Raw genomic sequence first — 21,050 nt, forward strand, 5'->3', positions numbered from 1 at the left:
GACGAAGGCGGGCCCGGCACTCGCCGCGGCACCGCCCGGCGAGTACGATCCGGCCATCATGCGCACGAGCTGGGAGGACGGACGTTGGGGCGGCTGACCGGCGGGGACCCCTCTCTGTTGCGGCGGATCAACTCCGCGGTGGTGCTGCACGCACTGCGCGCCGCGGACTTGGCCACGCTCACGGAGATCACCCGCGTGACCGGACTCTCCCGGCCCACCGTCGAGGGAGTCGTCGAGGGACTCATCGAGGCCGGGCTCGTGGTGGAGTCCGACGCCGAGGAGAGCGGCGCGCGACGTCAGGGACGGCCCGCGCGGAAGTTCCGCTTCCGGGCGGAGGCGGGGCATCTGCTCGGCCTGGAGATCGGCCCGCACCGGGTCGCCGCCGCCCTCTCCGACCTCGACGGCAAGATCCTCGGCACGGCGTCGAAGGACGTCTCCGAGGCGGCGAGCGCCGACGAGCGCCTGGAGCGGCTGCGCACCGTCGTCGCGGACCTGCTGCGCCGCGCGGGCATCGCCCGCAGCTCGCTGCGCGCCGTCGGGGTCGGCAGCCCCGGCATCGTCGAGGTCGACGGCACGGTACGCCTTGGCACCGCGCTGCCCGAGTGGACGGGGCTGCAACTGGGCGAGCGGCTGCGCCGGTCGTTCAAGTGCCCGGTGCTCGTGGAGAACGACGCCAACGCGGCGGCCGTCGCCGAGCACTGGAAGGGCGTGGCGACCGACACCGACGACATGGTGTTCGTCCTCGCGGGCCTGAGCCCCGGGGCCGGTTCGCTGATCGGGGGCCGGCTGCACCGCGGCTACGGCGGCGCGGCGGGCGAGATCGGCGCGCTGCACCTGCTGGGCCGCGAGGTCACTCCGGAGACGCTGCTCTCGACGACGGGCGAGCCGCTGCACCCGCTGGACGAGCAGGCCGTGGCGGAGGTCTTCGCGCACGCGCGCGAGGGCGACGAGCGCGCGCAGGCGGCGGTGGAACGCTTCATCCAACGTCTGGTGCACGACGTGGCCGCCCTGGTGCTCGCCCTGGACCCCGAACTGGTCGTGGTGGGCGGCTGGGCCGCGGGCTTGGACGGCGTACTGGAGCCGCTGCACCGCGAGTTGGCCCGCTACTGCCTGCGCCCGCCACGCGTCGCGCTGTCGCTCCTCGGCGAGGCGGCGGTGGCGACGGGCGCGCTGCGCCTCGCCCTCGACCACGTCGAGGAAGAGCTGTTCGCGGTCGAGGGGACGGTCACGGCGCGGCGGTGAGGGACGGGTGCCGCACGACGGACCCCACGGACCCGCGCCGCACCACCGACCGACGCCGCACCGCGCGGTGAACGGCGGGCCTCACGACCGCGGGAAACACGAAGCGCCCGGCACGGGGCCGGGCGCGAGGTGTCGGGCCGATGCCCGCGTGGGCCATCGGCTCAGGTGGCGTCAGGAAGCGCGGCGCTCCGGACCATGGTGGATCTCCACGCCCCCGGAGTCACCGAAGGTGAGCCGGCAGGTGTCGGCCCGGTACGTGGCCACCGAGACGGCGGCCGTGCGGCCCTCGGCGAAGAAGCGGGTCGTCACGACGAGGACGGGTGCCCCGGGCAGCCGGTCGAGCGCCCTGGCGTCGTCCGCGCGGGCCGAGCCGAGCTCGACGGCCCTGTCCTGTCCTTCGAGTCCGAGCCCGGCCAGCTCGCGCAGCACCGTACGCGCGCGTGCCGCGCCGGACGGGGCGTCGATACCGGTCAGTTCGGGCACCGAGGACGTCGGGATGTAGAGCAGTTCGGCGGCGACGGGCTGCCCGTGCGAGACGCGGGTGCGGCGCACCATGTGCACCTGCTCCTCCGGCAGCGTCTCCAGCATGCGCGCCACGTCCGCGGACGGGACCGCCGGGGCGCAGTCCGCGGGCTGCCAGGCGTCGCCGACCGCGCCCGGCCATGTGCCCTGCGCGGATCCGACGGCCACGCCCATCCGCGGCGGAGCGACGGTCGTGCCCACTCCGCGGCGGCGCTGCAGCCGGCCTTCCAGTTCGAGCTGCTCGAGTGCTTGGCGCAGTGTGGCGCGGGCGACACCGAACCGGGCGGCGAGATCACGCTCGTTGGGCAGGATCTCCCCCACGGCGAACTCGGAGTCGAGCGCCTCACTGAGCACGGTCTTCAGATGCCAGTACTTCGGCTCCGGCACCGTTTCGAGCTGCGTGGTCCCCACCCTGTCCTCCGCAATCGCCGTGCAACCGGCGGCGTTTAAGCGCCCTTGTTTATTAAAGGTTCCTGCACTATCCCTGCGACCATAGGGCCGCACCCACCCTTGGTCAAGACCAATCCTCGATCCGTTACAGCCCGCACAGGGGTGATGCCACAGAGCATTCACGCGCTGTTCGCGGGCGGCCAAGCGGGCGTAATCAGCCAGGCAGGCGCGGTGGGCACAAAAGCGAGCCCCCGCCGACGCGACAGGGGCTCACTTCGTACTGATTGATCCCTAGGTGGACGATATTCCGGGGAGTTACTCCGAACCGAACGACACGAGCTTGTCCGGATTACGGACGATGAACACGCGCTGCACCCGTCCGTCGGCGACCTCCAACTGGAGGACGCTGTCCGGCTTGCCGTCGACGGTGACGAGCAGCGCCTCGGCGCCGTTGACTTCCAGGAAGCGGAATTCCGCGACCCCGCCGTCGGCGAACCCCTTGCGGACGGCGCCCTGGACGAAGCGGCCCACCTTGTCCGCGCTCTCGATGACCCGCAGCGGCGCCTTGGACTTGCCGCCGCTGTCGCCGACCAGGGTGACGTCCGGCGCCAGCAGTGACATCAGCCCGTCGAGGTCGCCCTCCGTCGCCGCCGCCAGGAACCGCTCGGTCAGATCACGGCGCTCGACGGGATCCACCTCGTACCGGGGCGTACCGTCCTCGACGTGCTTGCGGGCCCGCCCCGCCAGCTGCCGTACGGCCGCCTCGCTGCGCTCCAGGGTCTGCGCGATCTCGGCGAACGGGAACCCGAAGGCCTCGCGCAGCACGAAGACGGCGCGCTCCAGGGGCGAGAGGGACTCCAGGACGACGAGGACCGCGAGGGACACGGACTCGGCGAGCACGGCCCGCTCCGCGGTGTCGGGGACCTTGGCGCCGAAGTCCGTGACGTACGGCTCGGGGAGCCAGGGCCCCACGTACGACTCGCGCCGGGACTGGAGGTGACGCAGCCGGTCGATGGCGAGGCGGGTGGTGACGCGCACCAAATAGGCGCGCGGCTCGCGCACTTCACCGCGGTCGACGGTCGACCAGCGGAGCCAGGCGTCCTGGACGACGTCCTCCGCGTCGGCCACCCTGCCGAGCATGCGGTAGGCGACGCCCATCAGGACGGTGCGGTGCTCTTCGAAGACATCGGTCATGCTGTCCATAGCCACCCCTCCATCCCAACCGACGAAACACCCTCTGTCCAGGCGGAATCGATGCGGCGCGCAGCACATTCGGGGCGGTGGCGGGCGGCGTGGGGCCTCGGCGGCGACGACAATCCGGACGCCCTCTTGAAGTAGGGCCTACTGAGCGGTAATTGTTGCTGACATCGAGTCTAAGGAACCGTCGCCCAGGGACGGGGACAGGAGCAGCCATGGCCGCACAGGTGTCCTTCAGCGTCGCATCGCCCGGCGGCCCCCGGGAGATGACCGTGCACTACGAACGGGCGGGCACGGGCGAGCCGTTGCTGCTCCTGCACGGCATCGGTCACCACTGGCAGGCCTGGGCCCCGGTGCTCGACATCCTGGCCGCCGACTACGACGTCATCGCGGTGGACCTGCCGGGCTTCGGCGAGTCCGCGGCCCTGCCGGACGGACTGCCGTACGACCTCACGACGGTGACGGCGGCACTCGGCTCGCTCTGCGCGGCGCTTGAAGTGGAACGACCGCACGTGGCGGGCAACTCGCTGGGCGGGCTGCTCGCGCTGGAGCTCGGCAGGGAGCACCTCGTCCGCTCGGTCACCGCGCTCTCCCCCGGCGGCTTCTGGACCCCGGCCGAACGCCGGTACGCCTTCGGCACGCTTCAGGCGATGCGCCAGGGCGCGCGCCTGCTGCCCCGGCCCGCCATCGAGCGGCTCTCCAGGACCGCGGCGGGGCGTACGGCGCTGACGAGCACCATCTACGCCCGGCCCTGGCGCCGTTCGCCGGAGGCGGTGGTCGCCGAGACGCTCGCGCTGCGGGCCGCGACGGGCTTCGACGAGACGCTGGCCGCAGGGCGCGACGTCCTCTTCCGGGACGACGTCCCGGACATCCCGGTCACCGTGGCCTGGGGCACCAAGGACCGGCTGCTCCTGCGCCGCCAGGGCATCCGCGCCAAGCACGCCATCCCCGGCGCGCGGCTCGTCCGGCTGACCGGGTGCGGGCACGTGCCGATGAACGACGACCCGGCGCTGGTCGCCCGCGTCATCCTCGACACCTGCCGGGCCGGGACGGCGCAGGTGCCGGCCCGGCACATGACGGGAGCGTAGGAGGCGGCGGATGCAGGTCAGGACCCGTTGCCGGTGTACAGGGTGGCGAACAAACCCCGTGCGCGGGTCCCGTCCGGGGCGGTCCAGGCGCCCGCGACGTGTCCGGCGGCGCCCCGCGGAATGAGCGGCGAACCGTCCGGGGCGGGGCGCAGGATCCTGTGCAGGCTGAGGGTCGTGCCCTGGGCCGCGGTCAGCTCGGTGCTCTCGGCGCCTTCGGCGACGATCGCGGTGAGATCCCTTGCGATGGGGCCATCGCCCGACCGGGAGGTGCTGACCTCCCGGTCGGGCGCGTCGCTGACGTTCTGGTCCTGCGCCCGCACCCGCCCCTCGACCAGCGCCCACAACTGTTCGACGAGCACGGAGTCGTAGCAGCCGTCGTACGCCCAGCGCCGCCCGAGCACCCCGTGCTCCATCGTGCCGACGAGCGCGTGTTCCGCGCCCTCCAACGGGGCACCGCGATAGGTGAGGGGCACCAGGTAGGTGACCGGGTCGGGGCCCGCGCCGTCGGTGGCCACGATGAACTCCATGCCGACCTCGCCCCGCGGGTCGTCGAGCCGGAAGCCGCCCGCCTTCGCCAGCTGCGGTGCGCCGCTGCCGCCCCGGTACCACGGGCGGGAGGGCAGCCAGGAGGTGAGCAGTTCCAGCTTCGTCGGCTTCAGGACGGTCTGGTGGATGACGGCCATGGCGGGTGATCCCCTTCACTGGACGGACGCGGACGATCACACCTTCGCATCCGTGCCGCGCGCCGCCGACGGGACCCGGCCCCAACGGGTTCAGTCAGTGTCCGCGCGGCGGTTCCCCTGCGGCCGCCACGAGTTGTTCACTTGTGCTTCGCGTGGGCGCTGTGGCGCGTCACCTGTCGGCCCACAGCACACTGGTCGCACCCGTCACTGGAGGCGCATTCATGTCACACCGTCAGCCGAGTCCGTCCCCCCGTCGCCGCAGCGTGCTGCGCGGATCGCTCGCCCTACCGGCGGCGCTCGCCGTGCCCGCGCTGGCCGGGGCGGCCCCTTCGCTCGCCCTCTCGGGACGTCCGAAGGCACAGTGGGGCGTGCAGGCCGGGGACGTGACCGCGCACTCGGGGCTCGTGTGGGTCCGCTCCGACCGGCCCGCGCGCATGGTCGTGGAGACCTCGGCCACCGAGTCGTTCCGCCACCCGCACCGCTGGCACGGCCCGCTGCTCGGCCCCGGCACGGACTTCACGGGCACCACGCGTCTGCGCGGTCTGCCCGCGGGTGAGCAGATCCACTACCGCGTACGCCTCGCGGACCCCGACGATCCGCGGCGCACGGGCGAACCGGTCACCGGCACGTTCCGCACCTCCCCCAAGGGCCGCAAGGACGGCGTGCGCTTCCTGTGGTCCGGTGACATCGCCGGCCAGGGCTGGGGCATCAACCCGGACCGCGGCGGCTACCGCGTCTTCGAGGACATGCGCCGGCGCGACCCCGACTTCTTCCTGTGCAGCGGCGACAACATCTACGCCGACGGGCCGATCCTGCCCAGCGTGACGCTGCCCGACGGCACCGTGTGGCGCAACGTCACGACGGAGGAGAAGTCCAAGGTCGCCGAGTCCCTCGCGGAGTTCCGCGGCGCCTTCCGCTACAACCTGCTCGACGAGAACCTGCGCCGCTTCAACGCCCAGGTGCCCTCGATCGTCCAGTGGGACGACCACGAGGTGCACAACAACTGGTACCCCGGCCAGATCCTGAACGACGACCGCTACACGGAGAAGAACGTCGACGTGCTCGCGGCCCGCTCCCTGCGGGCGTTCAGCGAGTACTTCCCGGTCTCGACGCTGCCGCCCGGCGACGAGGACGGCCGGGTGTACCGCGTGCTGCGGCACGGGCCGCTGCTCGACGTGTTCGTGCTCGACATGCGCTCGTACCGCAACGCCAACTCTCCGGGCAGACAGCCCGACGACGCCACCGGGATCCTCGGCGCGCGCCAGCTCGCCTGGCTGAAGCGGGAGTTGTCGCGGTCCCGCGCGGTGTGGAAGGTGATCGCCTCCGACATGCCGCTCGGCCTCGTCGTGCCCGACGGCAGCACCAACTTCGAGGCCGTGGCCCAGGGCGATCCGGGTGCCCCGCTCGGGCGTGAGCTCCAGATCGCCGAGCTGCTGCGGCACATCAAGCACCGCAGGATCACCGGGACGCTGTGGCTGACCGCCGACGTGCACTACACCTCGGCGCAGCACTACGACCCCTCGCGCGCGGCGTTCAAGGATTTCGCGCCGTTCTGGGAGTTCGTGTCGGGGCCGCTGGCCGCCGGTGGCTTCGCCGCGACGAAGCTCGACGGAACGTTCGGGCCCGCCCAGCCGTTCATCAAGGCGCCGAGCCGCGCGAACACCTCGCCCGCCGAGACCCCGCAGTACTTCGGCGAGGTCGACATCGACGGCGACAGCGGTGTGCTGACGGTGCGGCTGCGGCAGGAGGGCGGCGGGGTGCTGTTCACCCAGGAGCTGCAGCCGGGGCGCGTGGGGCAGTAGCCGGAGCGGCACGCGGGAGCCGCTCCCGCAGCGGGCAAATAGCGGGCAACCAGACATAAGACCTCTTTACCCATCGGTCACAGGGCGTTTGTGATCACGCAACACCGGTCGGCGACAGTGGCCGTATGAAAGCTGATCCGTCCGATGTGACCCGGACCAAGCACGGCCGCCCCGTCCACCACTGGCGGCGCGACGTGGTCGAACTGGCCGCCCTGTTCACCGCCGTCGCGGTGGCGGACGCGGTGGCGAACCTGGTGGGGCACGGGCCCGACGGGCCCGCCCTGCTCGCGATCTCGGCCGTGGTGCTGCTCGCCACGGCCGGGTTCCACACCTGGTGGGCACGGCGCCACGGCCATGCCCCGCCGGCCCGGCACGATACCGGCGCCCGGCCGTCCGCGAGCGCGGAGCAGGCCGGGCGCACCTCCTCCACCACCACGGCGGGCGGCCCCGGCGAGCCGTCGGGGGCCACGACACTCTGGCGGATGCGGACGACCGTGCGGGACGAGCCGGGTTCGCTCGCCGCGCTGTGCGTGTCGTTCGCAGAGCGGCGCGTCGACATCCTCAGCCTCCAGGCGCACCCGCTGGCCGAAGGCACCGTCGACGAGTTCCTGCTGCGCGCCCCGGATGAGCTGCCCGCCGCCGCGCTCACCCGGGCGGTCGCCCACGCGGGCGGCACGGGGACCTGGATCGAGCGCGCCGACGCGCACGACCTCGTCGACGCGCCCACCCGCATCCTCGGCCTCGCCACCCGCACCGCCCTGGACGCCGCCGAACTGCCGCTCGCGCTGCGGCACTTGCTGGGCCGCTGCACCATCCGCTCGCTCCCCGCGGGCAGGTCGGCCGCGCCGCGCGAGGACGACGCCGCGCCCGTCGACGGCGTACTCGAAGGAACCGTGCTGCGGCTCAAGGGGCCCGAGGGCGAGGTGATCACGGTCGAGCGGCCGTATCTGCCGTTCACGCCCACCGAGTTCGCGCGGGCGCGCGCCCTGGTCGAGCTTGACACCCGGCTCGGTCCGCGCATCCCGCGCAGCCAGGACGTCCTGACGCTGCCCGAGGGCAACTCCATCACGGTGCGCAGGGCCGACACCGCCGACGTCGAGGCCGCCAAGGCCATGCACGACCGCTGCTCGCGCCGCACGCTCGCGATGCGCTACCACGGCCCCGTGCAGGACGCCGACCGCTACCTCAACCACCTGCTCAGCCCTCGGTTCGGCCGCACCCTCGCGGTGCAGACCGCGTCGGGCCGCGTCGTCGGCGTCGGCCATCTGCTCTGGGACGGCGACGAGACCGAGATCGCGCTGCTCGTCGAGGACGAGTGGCAGCGGCGCGGCATCGGCAGCCTGCTGCTCGGCCGACTGGTGGCGCTCGCGGTGGAGGCGGGCTGCGAGAGCGTGTACGCGGTGACGCAGGCGTCCAACACCGGGATGGTCGCGGCGATGCGCGGGCTCGGCCTGCCGCTCGACTACCAGATCGAGGAGGGCACGCTGGTGATCACGGCCCGGCTCGACGCCACCCCGGTCAGCTCGCGACTGCCGTACGACCCTGCGCGGGGGCACGACGACGTTCTCGGGGAGCATCAGCGGACGGACCGCTGACGGGGCCGAGCGCCTGGTCGAGGTCGTGCCACAGGTCCTCGACGTCCTCCAGGCCCGCCGACATGCGCAGCAGCCGGTCACTCACGCCCGAGGAGCGCCGGTCCGCCGGGTCGACGACCCGGTGGCTGATCGACGCCGGGTGCTGGATGAGCGTGTCGACACTGCCGAGGCTGACCGCCGGGGTGATCAGGCGGACGCCCGCGATCACCTCGTGCGGGTCGCCGCGCACCTCGAAGGCGACCATCGCGCCGCCGAGCCGGGGGTAGTGGACGCGGACCACGCGCGGGTCGGCGGCCAGGCGGCGCGCCAGCTCGGCCGCGTTGGCCGACGCCGCGCGCACCCGCACGGGCAGCGTGGCGAGGCCGCGCAGCAGCAGATAGCCGGCGAGCGGGTGCAGCACCCCGCCGGTGGTGAACCGCACCTGGCGCAGCCGGCGCGCGAGCTCCTCGTCGCAGGCGACCACGCCGCCCATGACGTCGCCGTGCCCGCCCAGGTACTTGGTCGCGCTGTGCAGCACGAGCCGGGCGCCGCTCTCGGCGGGCCGTTGCAGCACGGGCGTGGCGAAGGTGTTGTCGGCGAGCAGCGGGACCTCGCCGCAGGCGCGGGCGACGGCGGGCAGGTCGAGTTCGGCGAGCGTCGGGTTGGCGGGCGACTCGACCATCACCAGGCCGGTGTCGGGGCGGATGGCGGCCGCGATGGCGTCGGCGGGGCCGCTCTCACCGGCGCCCACGAGATCCCAGCGGTCCACCCAGGTCACCTCGGTGCCGACGAGGCCCGCGGTGAGCAGGTGGTCGCTGCAGCCGTACAGCGGCCGGACCGCGACGACATGGCGCAGACCCGCCGCCGCCCGTACGAGGACGACCGCGGTCAGTGCCGCCATGCCGCTGGCGAACGCGACGGCGCTCTCGGTGCCTTCGAGCCGGGCGAGCGCGGTCTCGAAGCGGGCGACGGTCGGATTGCCGAGGCGGGCGTAGACGGGCGGCCCGCCGTCCACCGTGCCGTCCGTGGCGAAGGCGTCGATGCGGGCGGCCTCACCCCTGCTGTCGTAGGAGGGGTAGGTCGTGGAGAGGTCGATCGGCGGGGCGTGCAGGCCGAGTTCGGCCAGATCCTCCCGCCCCGCGTGCACCGCCTCGGTGGCCAGGGCGCGCGGCGGGCGGGTGCTTCCGGCCACCCCCACCGCCGTCCGCCGCCCGGTGCCGGGCGCTGTCGCCGCCCCGCCGCCGTCCGGCACCGCCGGGTCGCCGCCGTGGGTGGTGGGGCGCCGTGCCGTGTTCGTGTTCGCGTCCATGCCGCACAGCCTGAACATCGGCCGGGGTCGGAGTACCAACTGCCGTGCTACGTTCGGCCGATGGCCGAATCCGTCGCACTCGACCCGGTGGATCTCCACATTCTGCGGCTGTTGCAGAACGACGCCCGGACCACCTACCGGGATCTCGCCGCGCAGGTCGGTGTCGCGCCGTCCACCTGTCTGGATCGCGTGACGCGGCTGCGGCGTTCGGGAGTGATTCTCGGACATCAGCTGCGGCTCGACCCGGCGAAGCTCGGCCGCGGCCTCGAAGCGCTGCTCTCGGTGCAGGTGCGCCCGCACCGCCGTGATCTCGTGGGCCCCTTCGTGGACCGCGTCAGGGCGCTGCCCGAGGCGCTCTCGCTGTTCCACCTCACCGGCCCCGAGGACTTCCTGGTGCACGTGGCGGTGGCCGACCCGGCCGATCTCCAGCGGCTCGTCCTCGACGAGTTCACGGCGCGGCGCGAAGTGGCCCGTGTGGAGACCCGGTTGATCTTCCAGCAGTGGGCGTGCGGTCCGCTCCTGCCGCCGGACGCCGAAGCCGTCGGCGCCCGTGATTCCTCCGACCAATCATGGTGACGCGCACCCCTTCCGCGTACGAGGATGTCCGCATGTCAGCCACGAAGAACCCGCCGGCGAAGACCGCCCCGCTGCCCCGCGACGTCGCCGACGCCTACGTCGACGAACTCATCGCGCTCGACCCGATCACCGGCACCTTCCTCGGCGTCGAGGAGAGCAACCGCAGGCTCCCCGACACCTCCCCCGCGGGCCAGGAGGCGCTGGCGCACCTGGCGCGGACGACCCTGGCGCGGCTGGCCGAGGCGGAGCGGCAGCCGGGTGCGGAGAGCGAGATCGAGCGGCGCTGCGGGCGGCTGCTGCGCGAGCGGCTCACCGCACAGCTCGCCGTGCACGAGGCCGAGGAGGGGCTGCGGGCGGTCGGCAATCTGCACACCGTGCCGCATCAGGTGCGGGAGATCTTCACCGTGACGCCCACGGACACCGAGGAGGACTGGGCGGCGGTCGCCGAACGGCTGCGGGCCGTGCCCGCCGCGTACGAGGGGTACCGGTCCTCGCTGGCGCTCGGCCTCGAACGCGAACTGCACGCGGCGCCCCGGCCCACCGACACCTTCATCGACCAGCTCACGCAGTGGGCGGGCCCCGGCGGCGCGGACGGCCGCGGCTGGTTCGAGGACTTCGCGGCCGCGGGCCCCGACGCGCTGCGCGCCGAACTCGACGCGGCCGGGCGGAAGGCCACCGAGGCGGTCGTGGCGCTGCGCGACTGGATGCGGGACGTCTACGCACCCGCGATCGAGGGCTCCCCCGACATCGTGGGCCGTGAGCGCTACGCCCGCCTGTCCCGCGAGTGCAACGGCGCCGACCTGGACCTCGACGAGGCGTACGCGTACGGCTGGGCGGAGTTCCACCGGCTGCTCGGCGAGATGCGCAGCGAGGCCGAGAAGATCCTGCCCGGCGCGGCGACGCCGTGGGTGGCGCTCGCGCACCTCGACGAGCACGGGACGCACATCGAGGGCGTCGAGGAGACCAAGGTCTGGCTCCAGGAGTTGATGGACGAGGCGATCCGCCAGCTGGACGGCACGCACTTCGAACTCGCCGAGCGGGTACGGAAGGTGGAGTCGCGGATCGCCCCGCCCGGCGGCGCGGCCGCCCCGTACTACACGGGCCCGTCCGAGGACTTCTCGCGCCCCGGCCGCACCTGGCTGCCGACCATGGGCGAGACCCGGTTCCCCGTCTACGACCTGGTCTCCACCTGGTACCACGAGGGCGTTCCCGGACACCATCTGCAGATCGCCCAGTGGGCGCACGTCGCCGGGGACCTCTCCCGCTACCAGGCGACCGTGGGCATCGTCAGCGCCAACGCGGAGGGCTGGGCGCTGTACGCGGAGCGGCTGATGGACGAGCTCGGCTTCCTCACCGACCCCGAGCGCAGGCTCGGTTACCTCGACGCGCAGATGACGCGCGCGCTGCGCGTCATCGTCGACATCGGCATGCACCTGGAGCTGGCGATCCCCGCGGACTCGCCCTTCCACCCGGGCGAGCGCTGGACCCCCGACCTCGCCCAGGAGTTCTACGCCGCGCACTGCAGCCGTCCCGCGGAGTACGTGGCCAGCGAGATGACCCGCTATCTGACGATTCCCGGCCAGGCCATCGGCTACAAGCTGGGCGAGCGGGCCTGGCTGCTCGGGCGCGAGAACGCGCGGCGCAGGCACGGCGACGCGTTCGACGCCAAGGCCTGGCACATGGCCGCGCTCTCGCAGGGATCGCTGGGCCTCGACGACCTGGTGGACGAGCTCTCCGCGCTGTGAGGGCCGCGCCGACGTCCCTCGCCGCGCTGACGTCCCTCGTCCACCCGGCGAGGGACGTCAGCGGCGGAAGCCGCCCTCCGAGTCGATGACCTGCCCGCTGATCCAGGCGGCCTCATCGGTGGCGAGCCAGGAGATGAGCCGGGCCGGATCGTCCGGCATCCCCCAGCGGCCCGCGGGGAACCGCGCCGCGACCGCCGCGTAGTCGTCACCGGTGAGGTAATCCGTGTCCACGGGGCCGGGGTTGACGCAGTTCACCGTGACGGCGAGATCGGCGAGCGCGGTCGCGAGGGTGCGGGTCGCCGAGGCGAGCGCTCCCTTCTGGAGGCTGTAGGCGATCTCGCCCGGCATGCCGCCCGCGATGTCCTGCCCCGACGTCATCATCACGATCCGCCCGCCGGGCGCCGGGGACGGGAGCTTCGCGCGCAGCCTGGCGTACGCCTGCACGAGCAGGATCACGGAACGGGTGTCGATCGCCCAGTGCGCGTCGAGCATGGCGGCGTCGATCGCGTCGAGCGATCCGTCGCGGCCGCTCAGCGCGTGGTTGGCGACGAGGATGTCGAGCCGCCCGCCGAGCGCGTCGGCGGCGGTCTCGATCAGCCGGGCCGGGGCGTCGGCCTCCGCCAGGTCACCGGGCCCCGCGCGGAGCGGCGCCGCCGGATCTCCGAGCACCTCGCGCACCCCTTCGACGACGTCCTCGGGGCGGTCGGCGCCCCAGGGCATCGCGGCGTCGTGCGGAACGTGGTGGTGCAGATAGACACCGGCGCCGTACGCGGCGAGCCGCCGTGCGACGGCGTACCCGATGCCGCCACGCCTGCTGGCACCGGTGACGAGCGCGGTGCGGCCGCGCAACGGCAGCGGATCGCGGCGGAGTTGGCCGGCCGTGGGATGCGGAAGGTGGGGCATGGCAGATCATGATGCGCGCCTCGGCGGCGCGTCGCACGGCGATTTCGCGCGTCAGCAGCCGCAGTCCTCGGCGTCGACCGGCGCGGTGAGCGCGTCAGGGGCGCGCCGCTCGCGGCCCTCCCACGTCTCGAACTCGAAGCCCTCGCGCGCCCAGTACTCGAAGCCGCCGAGCATCTCCTTGACCTGGAAGCCGAGTCGCGCGAGGGCGAGTGCCGCGCGGGTGGCGCCGTTGCAGCCGGGGCCCCAGCAGTAGGTGACCACCGGCACCGACTTGTCGAGCAGCGCCTCCGCCTGCTCGGGGATGAGCGCGGTGGGCAGGTGCAGGGCGCCGGGGACGTGGCCCTGGTCCCAGGACGCGGTGGACCGGGTGTCGATCACGACGAAGCCCGGGTCGCCGCCGTCGGCGAGCGCGGACGCCACGTCGGAGACATCGGCGTGGAAGGCGAGGCTCGCGCCGAAGTACGCGGCGGCAGCGGCCGGGGACGCCGGGGGCACCCGCAGTACGGAGTTGGTGGCGCCGGAAGTGGTGGCTGAAGGGCTGCTGAGCTGCACGTTCGTGTTGTTCATGGCGAAAAATCTACGGGCGGTGGCCGGAACCCTGAAGGGGTGATCCCCGGCATCCCCGCGGTGCGGCCGTGGATTTCCCGGCGAGTTGCCGCCACCTCCCGTGGGATGCACGGCAGGCCGTCGCAGGGACGCCCGAGCAGTGCCTCCGGAACCTCTCAGGACCTGCGCGGGAGTCCGAGGCGGACGCCCGACGGCCAACAGGTTTGTCGCGAAAGACCGTTGCCAGGAGGGCGTCCCTCCGCTTAAGAATGGTCCAGACCAGGAGCGATTGGCCATACGTCGAAGCGCAAGCCCACACGGCGGTTTCGTGCTGCCGCAGATCGGCACCGGCCGCTACTTCACAGCGCGGATCGGGCTCGACAGCGCGGCCGGCCCGCAAGCGGAACGACGAAATTCGGGCAGCCGCACACCCCTTGCGCCATCGACGCCTCCTCTGTCAGATTCTCCCCAGCCAGAGATGGCATGCACGCGACAGGGCACACCCGCCGTCCGCGCGTGCGCTGGAGGCCGCATATCTATGCGGCCTCGTCCTCATCCCAGGACGTTTCATCCCCACACAATGGAGACGAACGTGCGAATCCCCAGACTTGCCCCCGCGATCGCGGCCACCGCACTCGCCGTCCTCGGCCTCACGGCCCCCACCGCGGCCGCCCGGAGCGCGGCGACCGCGGAGACTCCCCCCGCGGCATCCGTCAACTCCCCCCACCCGATCATCGGCGGCGGCTACGCGAGCAACGCCCCCTGGGCCGCCAGGCTCTTCTCCAACGGCCGGCAGACCTGTAGCGCCACGATCGTCGCCCGGACCTGGATCCTCACCGCCAAGCACTGCGTCAGCGGCGGCGGCCTCTCGTTCCGCATCGGCAGCCTCGACCAGACGTCCGGCGGCACGGTCGCCAACGGCGTCCGCGTCCAGAGCCACTCGACCGCCGACCTCTCCCTCGTCCAGCTGGACCGCTCCGTGCCGGGCAGCTACGCGCAACTGGGCAACCCGGGTTCGGTCCAGGTCGGCCAGACCGTGCAGGTGTACGGCTGGGGAGCCACCTCGCAGTGCAGCCCGGAGATCAACTGCCAGTCCCAGCGCCTGAAGGTCGCCAACGTCGTGGTGACCGGCGGCTGCACGGACGCGTACGGCGGCCGCGCCATCTGCGCCCGGCGCGGCGACGGCATCACCGCGGGCGGCGACTCCGGCGGTCCCATGATGGCGGGCGGCGCGCAGGTCGGCGTCGCCTCCACCAGTGACCGCCAGACCACGACCGCGTACACGAACGTGACCGCGTACCGCTCCTGGATCCAGAGCGTCGCGGGCGTCTGACCGGGCGCACGCGTCCGGCAGGGCCGCACCGTCGCCCCCGCGCTCACGCCGCGCGGGGGCGGCACACGTCACGTCGGGCGAAATGCGGACGAGCGGGACCGATCCCCGGCTTCCCCCTTGTCCGGCCGGGGATTTCCCTGTTACCTCTCGGACATGACCGGTTATTCCACGGACGCCACCGACTGGCGCATCCTCGACGTCCTCCAGCGCGAGGGCAGGGCCAGCTACGCGGAGCTGGCGCGCGCCGTCTCGATGTCCCCGAGCGCCGTGACCGAGCGCGTGCGGCGCCTCGAGGAGGCCGGTGTGATCCAGGGGTACGCGGCCGTGATCGATCCGGAGCGGCTCGGCCTGCCCATCCTGGCCTTCGTGCGGCTGCGCTACCCCAACGGCAACTACAAGCCGTTCCACGACCTGGTGGACGCGACCCCCGAGATCCTCGAAGCGCACCACGTCACGGGTGACGACTGCTTCGTCATCAAGGTCACCGCGCGGTCGATGCAGCACCTCGAAGAGGTGTCGGGGAAGATCGGCGCACTGGGTTCGGTGACGACCAGCGTCGTCTACTCCTCTCCCCTGCCGCGCCGCCCGCTCGGCCGCTGACCGGCGCGGCCCCGGCGGCACGTCCGGTCAGCTGCCGCCCCGCTGCCGTACCGCCGACCCCGCCCGTCCCTTCACGACCTCCAGCTGCGCGTGCACACGGCGCCGCAGGTCCGCGACGTGGCTGACGATGCCGACGCTGCGGTCCCGCTCGCGCAGCGAGTCCAGGACGTCGAGGACCTCGTCGAGCGTCTGGTCGTCGAGGCTGCCGAACCCCTCGTCGATGAAGAGGGTGTCGAGCCGGACGCCGCCCGCCTCGTCGGTGACCACGTCCGCGAGGCCGAGGGCGAGCGCGAGCGAGGCGAAGAACGTCTCACCGCCCGACAGCGTCGCCGTGTCGCGCTCACGGCCCGTCCAGGCGTCGACCACGTGCAGCCCGAGGCCCGAACGGCCGCGCCCCGTGCGGTCGTCGGAGTGGACGAGGGTGTAGCGCCCCGAGGACATCCTGCGCAGCCGGACGGTCGCGGCCGCGGCGACCTGTTCGAGCCGGGCGGCGAGCACGTACGACTCCAGGCGCATCCTGCGTTCGTTCTCCGCCGAGGTGCCCGCGGCAAGGCCGGCCAGCCGGGCGACCCGGTCGTACGCGGCACGCAGCGGTGCCAGCCTGCGCATCTCCGCTGCGGCCCGGCCGGAGAGGCGGTCGAGTTCGGCGCAGCGGCGGGCCGCCGCGTCGCGTCCGGAGGCGGCGGCGCGCAGCCGGTGCCCCGCGGTCTCGGCCGCCGTGCGGGCCTGGGCGAGGTCGGCGGCGGGCTGCCGTGCGGCGGCGGCCGTGTCCGGTTCGGCGAGGACGGCGCGCACTGCGGCCCGGTCGTTGCGCCAGGCGTCGATGCGGTGCTGGATCTCGCGGTACCTGGCGTCGTCGAGCAGGGCGGCCGCCGCGCCCGACGGCGTGTCGAACCCGGCGCGGAAGGCGGCGTCGGCGAGTCGCGCGTCGGCGTCCTTGCGTCGCTCCGCGGTGTCGGCGGCGGCGCGGGCGGCGTCCGCGGCCTCGGTGAGCAGGGCCGCCTGCCGCTCCAGCTGTGACGCGCGCGCCGCGACACTGCCGCTGACGCCCCGCGCGCGGGACAACTCGGTGTCCAGGGACTGCTGTTCGCGAGAGAGGGCGTCACGCAGGGTGGCCCGCGACGCGGCGCGTGTCGCGGCCTCCTGCTGTCCCGCGAGCCTGCGGTCGTACTCCCGCTCGGCGCGGGCGAGCGCCTCGCGCGCCGCGTGCAGCCCGGAGGCACGGTCGCGGGCCTCGGCGTGCGCGCGGCGCAACGCGTCGACGGCCGCGGCGAGTTCGGCCACCAAGGGCTCGTCCGCCGGTTCCTGTCGATCACCGCCCGCGCCGCTCACGGCTGAAGTCGCTTGCCCGGACGGACTGTTGGGGGCTTCCGTGGCATCGGGTTCCGCCGTCGCCGCACCCCGCGCCGCCTCGGTCGCCGCCGCCAGCGACTCGCGTACGTCGCCGAGGGCGCGTTCGGCGGCGGTGCGCTCCTCGTCGGCGCGCCGGTGGGCGGCGAGTGCCGCCTCCTCCGCGCCGCGGTCGACGTGGCCCGCGATCTTCCGCGCGGGCTGCGGGTGTTCGGTCGCGCCGCAGACCGCGCACGGCGCGCCGTCGGTCAGATGCGTGGCCAGCTCGGCCGCGATGCCGTTGAGGCGCTGCTCCTTGAGGGCGAGCCAGTGTTCGTGCGCCGCGGTGGAACGTTCGCGCGCGGCCATGGCGCGTTCGAGCGCGTGCGCCGCTTCCTGGGCGAGCCGGTCGCGTCGGCGTGCGGCGTCAAGACGCGTCTGGGCCGGTTCGACGCGGCCCGCCAGGCGTTCGGCGTGGGTCGCGGATTCCTGGGCCGCCTCGATGCGTTCCTGGAGTGCGGCCCGGGTCGCTTCCCAGCCGTCGAGCCAGCCGGAAGCCTCCTGGAGCAGCTCGTCGTCGGCACGCTCCTGGCGGTCCAGAGTGGCGCGTTCGGCGCTGATCTCGGTGAGGCGGTGCTCGGCGCGCCGGGCGCCCGCGAGGCCGCCCAGTTCCTCGGCGGCCTTGCGCGCGGCGGCGGCCAGCCCCGAGGCGTCGGAGCCGGCGAAGGTCTCCGGGAGGCGGGCACGCGTGCGTGCCTCGTCGTGAGCGGCGCGGCGGTGTTCGGCCTCGGCCGACTCGCGCAGACCGAGCGCGGGGGCGACCTGCTCGGCCTTCCGCGCCCGGTCGAGGCGCTCCTGGAGTTCCCGGTGTTCGTCCGCGCGCGCGTCGAGGTGCCCGGCGCGCTCCGTGGCCTCGGCGAACCGGCTTTGCAGGCGGTCGAGTTCGCGTACGTCACCGAGCCAGCGCTCCGCGGCGGCCTGGGCGGATTCGGCGGCCGTGAGGGCGCAATGCGCGACGGTGAGGCGTTCGCGGGCGCTGGTGCGGGCGACGGCGGCCCAGGTGAGCACCTCGGCGGCGAGGCCAGGATCGCCGGGCGCCACGTCGGGCAGCGGCAGCTCGATGCCGTGCCGCCCGTCGTCGGCGGCCTGCTGCATGCGGTGGGCGTCGGCGAGGAGCGCCGCGTCGCCCTCCTTGACCGCGGCCTCCGTCGTGCGCCGCTGCTCGGCGAGCCGCTGTTCCACGGCGGCGAACCTGCGCGTGTCGAAGAGGCGGCCCAGGAGCTTGCCGCGCGCCTCGGCGTCCGCGCGCAGGAACCGCGCGAACTCGCCCTGAGGCAGGAGCACGACCTGGCAGAACTGCTCCTTGCTCATGCCGAGCAGTTGCGAGATCTCCTCGCCGATCTCCTGGTGGGAACGGCTGAGGTCCTTCCAGGAACCCGCGCCGCCCTCTCCCGGCTCCCCCGTCTCACCCGCCGCCCCGGGGTCGTACGCGCGCAGCCAGCTCTGGGCCTTCTCCGTGGTGGTGCCCGTGCCGCGCTTCTTCGGCCGCTCCCACGGGGGCTGGCGGGTGATCTCGATGCGGCGTCCCGCGACGGTCAGTTCGAGACACACCTCGGTGCGCGTGCCCTGCTGGGCGTGGTCGCTGCGCAGGCCCATGCCCTGCCCGGCGCTGCCCTGCCGTGGTCCTGGCACCGAGCCGTACAGCGCATAGCAGACGGCGTCCAGGACGGAGGTCTTGCCCGCGCCGGTCGGGCCGTGCAGCAGGAAGAGCCCGGCGGAGGAGAGCTCGTCGAAGTCGATGTCCTGGGTGGTGCCGAAGGGGCCGAAGGCGGTGACGCGCAGCCGGTGGAGTCTCATCGGGCCACTTCCTGGAGCGTGTCGTCGGTGCGGACGGCGTCGAAGGCCGACCGCAGCACGGCCTGCTCCTCGTCGTCTGGCCCCGCGCCGCGCACGTGGACCACGAAGTCCTCGGCGATCTGCTGGTCGCTGCGGCCCTGGAGGCGCTGGGCGTACGAGACGTCCGGGTCGTCGGGCGCGCGGTCCGGGTCGAAGACGAGGCTCAGGGCGTGCGGGAAGCGCTCGCAGAGGCGGGCCATGGGGTCGTCGGGACGGACCGCGTCGGTGAGGGTGGCCTCGACCCAGGCCTCCTCGTGCCGGGCGAGATCCGGGTCGGCGAGCAGATCGTCGAGGGTGCCCCTGAGGCGGGCGAGCGCGCGCGGCACCGGGCAGTCGACGCGCTCGGCGGCGATGTCCCCTGCGGGGCCGAGGTCGACGAGCCACATGCTCTTGCGGTGGTCGGCCTCGGAGAACGAGTACGGCAGCGGGGAGCCGGAGTAGCGCACGCGCGCGTCGAGCGTCTGGCTGCCGTGCAGGTGGCCGAGTGCCGCGTAGTCGACGCCGTCGAAGACCGCGGAGGGGACGGCGGCGACACCGCCGACGGTGATGTCCCGCTCGCTGTCGCTGACCTGGCCGCCGGTGACGAACGCGTGCGCGAGGACGACGGAGCGGGTGCCCGGCGCGCGCGTGGCGAGGTCGGCGCGGACGCGCTCCATGGCCGCGCCGATGACCGCCTCGTGGCCCGCCTTCGACACCCCGAACTCGTCCTTCACCAGGGCCGGTTCGAGATAGGGCAGGCCGTAGAACGCCACGTCCCCGTGGGCGTCGGCGAGCACCACGGGCTCGGCGCAGGCCGCGGGGTCGGTGCGCAGGTGGATGCCCGCGCGGTCGATCAGTCCGGCCCCGACGCCGAGGCGCCGCGCGGAGTCGTGGTTGCCGGAGATCATGACCGTCGGTACGCCGAGGTCGGCGAGGCGGTGCAGCGCGTCGTCGAACAGCTCGACGGCCGCGAGCGGCGGCACCGCCCTGTCGTACACGTCACCGGACACGACGACGGCGTCCACCTCCCGCTCCCGGACGGTGCGGACGAGGTGGCCGATGAACGCGGCTTGGGCATCGAGCATGTTCACGCGGTGGAACGATCGCCCCAGATGCCAGTCGGACGTGTGCAGAATCCTCAACGTGCCGCTCCGACCTGCATGTTTTCCCTCACTCAGCCCCCAGAACCAGCACCTACCCAGCACCGGCCTCGCCAGGATCTCCAACTACGCTAGCGCCAGTCAGCACCTCATCCATCACGACCCTCAGTTTGCCACCGGCATCTGGGGTGAGATGGCCGTAGATGTCCGCCGTGATCTGGATCGTCGAGCGCCCCAACCGGCGTGAGACCTCCAGGAGTGAAACCCCACCCGCAATAGCGCTGCTCGCAAAGAAATGCCGCAGAGTATGCGCCGTCCACGGCTCGTCCCCATAACCCGCCTTCTTGACGGCATTCTTGAGGTCAACGCGGTAGTTCGAATCGAGCGCCTCTCCACCGTGATGGGCGTGCATCAAGTACCCATCCCGACCGGTGCCGTATTCGGCCACATGCCGCTCAACCTCCCTCCAAACGGCTTGCGGGACTGGAACGTCGCGACACTCACCGTCCTCCCGGGATTTAAGAGGAGAAAGCTCCGCCTCATACCCGTCAACTCGCTTCACTCTCACAAATTGACGTCGCAGACGGAGCACTCCGTTATCGAAGCCTGCGTACCGCGCAGCCAATACCTCACCAATACGAAGACCACAACCAGCCATTAGCCAGATTGAAATAACAAGCCGCTACCTCTTCGGGCGTCAGCAGGCGATTACTCCCACCGGCGTTCACGGGGCCACCCGCGCAGCGGCAGCGGAGACTGGCCGGCCACCGGCGCCCTGGAGAGGGCTACCTGAGCAAAATTGGGCAGGGCTTATCACGGATCGGCGCACTTTGGGGTTCCTTGCTTGCTGGGGCGCGTGGTCGATTGGGTAATGCCGACAGCGCTATCCATGCCATGAGGGGCTTGGTGCAGAAGCCGACAGGTGCATGCATGAATGCAGCGGGCGGGCCGGGTACTACCTCTCTATTCCAGGGCGAGGAGCCCTTTCTCGGTGAGTCGGCTGAGGTTGCGAGCCACGACGCGTTCGGGGCTGCCGACGGCTCGGGCGATGCCTCGGGCTTCGGCGCCCGGGTGAGCCGCGACGTGCGCGAGCACCATCAGGTCTTGGCGATGCCCGCGCTGCACCAAGTCCTCACCGAAAAGGCCGGCGGCGCAGACGCAGAGGCACAGGGCCGTGGAGAGGGCGGCGTAGTCGGCTTGCGTCTGGGCGGTCCATACGTTCATGGCGCCGAGCGC

The 21,050-nt window shown here is 73.0% G+C and carries 18 protein-coding genes; 8 read left to right on the forward strand and 10 right to left on the reverse strand.

Translation table 11 applies throughout. The features are described from left to right. Nucleotides 1-84 precede the first annotated feature (84 nt). Nucleotides 85-1,242, forward strand: a complete 1,158-nt coding sequence (locus ACIO9J_RS01480; RefSeq protein WP_401990722.1) for an ROK family transcriptional regulator — start codon at nt 85-87, stop codon at nt 1,240-1,242. Between the two features lie 171 nt (nt 1,243-1,413). Here the strand turns inward: ACIO9J_RS01480 and ACIO9J_RS01485 are convergent, their stop codons facing one another. Next, nucleotides 1,414-2,175, reverse strand: a complete 762-nt coding sequence (locus tag ACIO9J_RS01485) for a GntR family transcriptional regulator (RefSeq protein ID WP_401990725.1) — start codon at nt 2,173-2,175, stop codon at nt 1,414-1,416. A 294-nt stretch (nt 2,176-2,469) separates the two neighbouring features. Further along, on the reverse strand, nt 2,470-3,357 hold the full coding sequence (locus tag ACIO9J_RS01490) for an RNA polymerase sigma-70 factor (RefSeq protein WP_401990727.1): 888 nt from the start codon (nt 3,355-3,357) through the stop codon (nt 2,470-2,472). A gap of 209 nt (nt 3,358-3,566) precedes the next feature. Between ACIO9J_RS01490 and ACIO9J_RS01495 the strand changes: the two genes are divergently transcribed. Then, nucleotides 3,567-4,439: an alpha/beta fold hydrolase gene (locus tag ACIO9J_RS01495; RefSeq protein ID WP_401990730.1), complete on the forward strand. Its 873-nt coding sequence runs from the start codon at nt 3,567-3,569 to the stop codon at nt 4,437-4,439. Between the two features lie 17 nt (nt 4,440-4,456). On the opposite strand, the gene ACIO9J_RS01500 is transcribed toward ACIO9J_RS01495, so the two are convergent. Then, nucleotides 4,457-5,122 (reverse strand): 1,4-alpha-glucan branching protein, encoded by a 666-nt coding sequence (locus tag ACIO9J_RS01500; RefSeq protein ID WP_401990733.1) that lies wholly within the window; start codon nt 5,120-5,122, stop codon nt 4,457-4,459. A 221-nt stretch (nt 5,123-5,343) separates the two neighbouring features. Here ACIO9J_RS01500 and ACIO9J_RS01505 point away from each other — a divergent pair, with 221 nt between their 5' ends. Both ACIO9J_RS01505 and ACIO9J_RS01510 read left to right on the forward strand, forming a co-directional pair. Beyond that, nucleotides 5,344-6,924 carry an alkaline phosphatase D family protein gene (locus tag ACIO9J_RS01505; protein ID WP_401990735.1) on the forward strand — a complete coding sequence of 527 codons (1,581 nt, stop codon included), beginning with the start codon at nt 5,344-5,346 and terminating at the stop codon, nt 6,922-6,924. A 125-nt stretch (nt 6,925-7,049) separates the two neighbouring features. Then, the gene (locus ACIO9J_RS01510; protein ID WP_401990738.1) at nt 7,050-8,519 is read left to right on the forward strand and encodes a GNAT family N-acetyltransferase; all 1,470 of its coding nucleotides are present in this window, start codon (nt 7,050-7,052) and stop codon (nt 8,517-8,519) included. Here ACIO9J_RS01510 and ACIO9J_RS01515 read toward each other — a convergent pair. Next, nucleotides 8,443-9,807: a trans-sulfuration enzyme family protein gene (locus ACIO9J_RS01515; RefSeq protein ID WP_401990741.1), complete on the reverse strand. Its 1,365-nt coding sequence runs from the start codon at nt 9,805-9,807 to the stop codon at nt 8,443-8,445. The two genes, ACIO9J_RS01510 and ACIO9J_RS01515, sit on opposite strands and share 77 nt — an antisense overlap. A 60-nt stretch (nt 9,808-9,867) precedes the next feature. Here ACIO9J_RS01515 and ACIO9J_RS01520 point away from each other — a divergent pair, with 60 nt between their 5' ends. Next, a complete protein-coding gene (locus ACIO9J_RS01520) occupies nt 9,868-10,383 on the forward strand; it encodes an Lrp/AsnC family transcriptional regulator (protein WP_401990744.1) in 516 nt (171 codons plus the stop codon). Between the two features lie 32 nt (nt 10,384-10,415). Further along, nucleotides 10,416-12,128 carry a DUF885 domain-containing protein gene (locus ACIO9J_RS01525; RefSeq protein ID WP_401990746.1) on the forward strand — a complete coding sequence of 571 codons (1,713 nt, stop codon included), beginning with the start codon at nt 10,416-10,418 and terminating at the stop codon, nt 12,126-12,128. A gap of 57 nt (nt 12,129-12,185) precedes the next feature. On the opposite strand, the gene ACIO9J_RS01530 is transcribed toward ACIO9J_RS01525, so the two are convergent. Both ACIO9J_RS01530 and ACIO9J_RS01535 read right to left on the reverse strand, forming a co-directional pair. Next, nucleotides 12,186-13,031: an SDR family oxidoreductase gene (locus tag ACIO9J_RS01530; protein ID WP_401990749.1), complete on the reverse strand. Its 846-nt coding sequence runs from the start codon at nt 13,029-13,031 to the stop codon at nt 12,186-12,188. A gap of 51 nt (nt 13,032-13,082) precedes the next feature. Continuing rightward, on the reverse strand, nt 13,083-13,598 hold the full coding sequence (locus ACIO9J_RS01535; RefSeq protein ID WP_401990751.1) for a rhodanese-like domain-containing protein: 516 nt from the start codon (nt 13,596-13,598) through the stop codon (nt 13,083-13,085). 571 nt (nt 13,599-14,169) lie between these two features. Here ACIO9J_RS01535 and ACIO9J_RS01540 point away from each other — a divergent pair. Beyond that, the gene (locus ACIO9J_RS01540) at nt 14,170-14,910 is read left to right on the forward strand and encodes a S1 family peptidase (RefSeq protein WP_401990754.1); all 741 of its coding nucleotides are present in this window, start codon (nt 14,170-14,172) and stop codon (nt 14,908-14,910) included. Between the two features lie 153 nt (nt 14,911-15,063). Further along, nucleotides 15,064-15,510: an Lrp/AsnC family transcriptional regulator gene (locus ACIO9J_RS01545; protein ID WP_401990756.1), complete on the forward strand. Its 447-nt coding sequence runs from the start codon at nt 15,064-15,066 to the stop codon at nt 15,508-15,510. 27 nt (nt 15,511-15,537) lie between these two features. Here ACIO9J_RS01545 and ACIO9J_RS01550 read toward each other — a convergent pair whose 3' ends face one another. From ACIO9J_RS01550 to ACIO9J_RS01565, 4 genes are all read right to left on the reverse strand, one after another. Then, nucleotides 15,538-18,696 (reverse strand): AAA family ATPase, encoded by a 3,159-nt coding sequence (locus ACIO9J_RS01550; RefSeq protein WP_401990759.1) that lies wholly within the window; start codon nt 18,694-18,696, stop codon nt 15,538-15,540. After that, nucleotides 18,693-19,856 (reverse strand): exonuclease SbcCD subunit D, encoded by a 1,164-nt coding sequence (locus ACIO9J_RS01555; protein WP_401990761.1) that lies wholly within the window; start codon nt 19,854-19,856, stop codon nt 18,693-18,695. Before ACIO9J_RS01555 ends, ACIO9J_RS01550 begins: the two co-directional genes overlap by 4 nt. A gap of 52 nt (nt 19,857-19,908) precedes the next feature. Then, nucleotides 19,909-20,472 carry a tyrosine-type recombinase/integrase gene (locus ACIO9J_RS01560; protein ID WP_401990764.1) on the reverse strand — a complete coding sequence of 188 codons (564 nt, stop codon included), beginning with the start codon at nt 20,470-20,472 and terminating at the stop codon, nt 19,909-19,911. A 305-nt stretch (nt 20,473-20,777) separates the two neighbouring features. Further along, complete coding sequence (locus tag ACIO9J_RS01565; protein WP_401990765.1) at nt 20,778-21,038, reverse strand: winged helix-turn-helix domain-containing protein; 261 nt, start codon at nt 21,036-21,038, stop codon at nt 20,778-20,780. Between the last annotated feature and the right edge of the window lie 12 nt (nt 21,039-21,050).

This window comes from Streptomyces sp. NPDC087300, assembly GCF_044744425.1.
In the GTDB taxonomy this organism is placed as follows: Bacteria; Actinomycetota; Actinomycetes; order Streptomycetales; family Streptomycetaceae; genus Streptomyces.

What these genes read in the sequence shown, in the direction of transcription:
- ACIO9J_RS01490 (WP_401990727.1), bottom strand. Translation starts at nt 3,357, where the DNA reads ATGGACAGCATGACCGATGTCTTCGAAGAGCACCGCACCGTCCTGATG.
- ACIO9J_RS01495 (WP_401990730.1), top strand. Translation starts at nt 3,567, where the DNA reads ATGGCCGCACAGGTGTCCTTCAGCGTCGCATCGCCCGGCGGCCCCCGG.
- ACIO9J_RS01500 (WP_401990733.1), bottom strand. Translation starts at nt 5,122, where the DNA reads ATGGCCGTCATCCACCAGACCGTCCTGAAGCCGACGAAGCTGGAACTG.
- ACIO9J_RS01505 (WP_401990735.1), top strand. Translation starts at nt 5,344, where the DNA reads ATGTCACACCGTCAGCCGAGTCCGTCCCCCCGTCGCCGCAGCGTGCTG.
- ACIO9J_RS01510 (WP_401990738.1), top strand. Translation starts at nt 7,050, where the DNA reads ATGAAAGCTGATCCGTCCGATGTGACCCGGACCAAGCACGGCCGCCCC.
- ACIO9J_RS01515 (WP_401990741.1), bottom strand. Translation starts at nt 9,807, where the DNA reads ATGGACGCGAACACGAACACGGCACGGCGCCCCACCACCCACGGCGGC.
- ACIO9J_RS01520 (WP_401990744.1), top strand. Translation starts at nt 9,868, where the DNA reads ATGGCCGAATCCGTCGCACTCGACCCGGTGGATCTCCACATTCTGCGG.
- ACIO9J_RS01525 (WP_401990746.1), top strand. Translation starts at nt 10,416, where the DNA reads ATGTCAGCCACGAAGAACCCGCCGGCGAAGACCGCCCCGCTGCCCCGC.
- ACIO9J_RS01530 (WP_401990749.1), bottom strand. Translation starts at nt 13,031, where the DNA reads ATGCCCCACCTTCCGCATCCCACGGCCGGCCAACTCCGCCGCGATCCG.
- ACIO9J_RS01535 (WP_401990751.1), bottom strand. Translation starts at nt 13,598, where the DNA reads ATGAACAACACGAACGTGCAGCTCAGCAGCCCTTCAGCCACCACTTCC.
- ACIO9J_RS01545 (WP_401990756.1), top strand. Translation starts at nt 15,064, where the DNA reads ATGACCGGTTATTCCACGGACGCCACCGACTGGCGCATCCTCGACGTC.
- ACIO9J_RS01550 (WP_401990759.1), bottom strand. Translation starts at nt 18,696, where the DNA reads ATGAGACTCCACCGGCTGCGCGTCACCGCCTTCGGCCCCTTCGGCACC.
- ACIO9J_RS01560 (WP_401990764.1), bottom strand. Translation starts at nt 20,472, where the DNA reads ATGGCTGGTTGTGGTCTTCGTATTGGTGAGGTATTGGCTGCGCGGTAC.
- ACIO9J_RS01565 (WP_401990765.1), bottom strand. Translation starts at nt 21,038, where the DNA reads ATGAACGTATGGACCGCCCAGACGCAAGCCGACTACGCCGCCCTCTCC.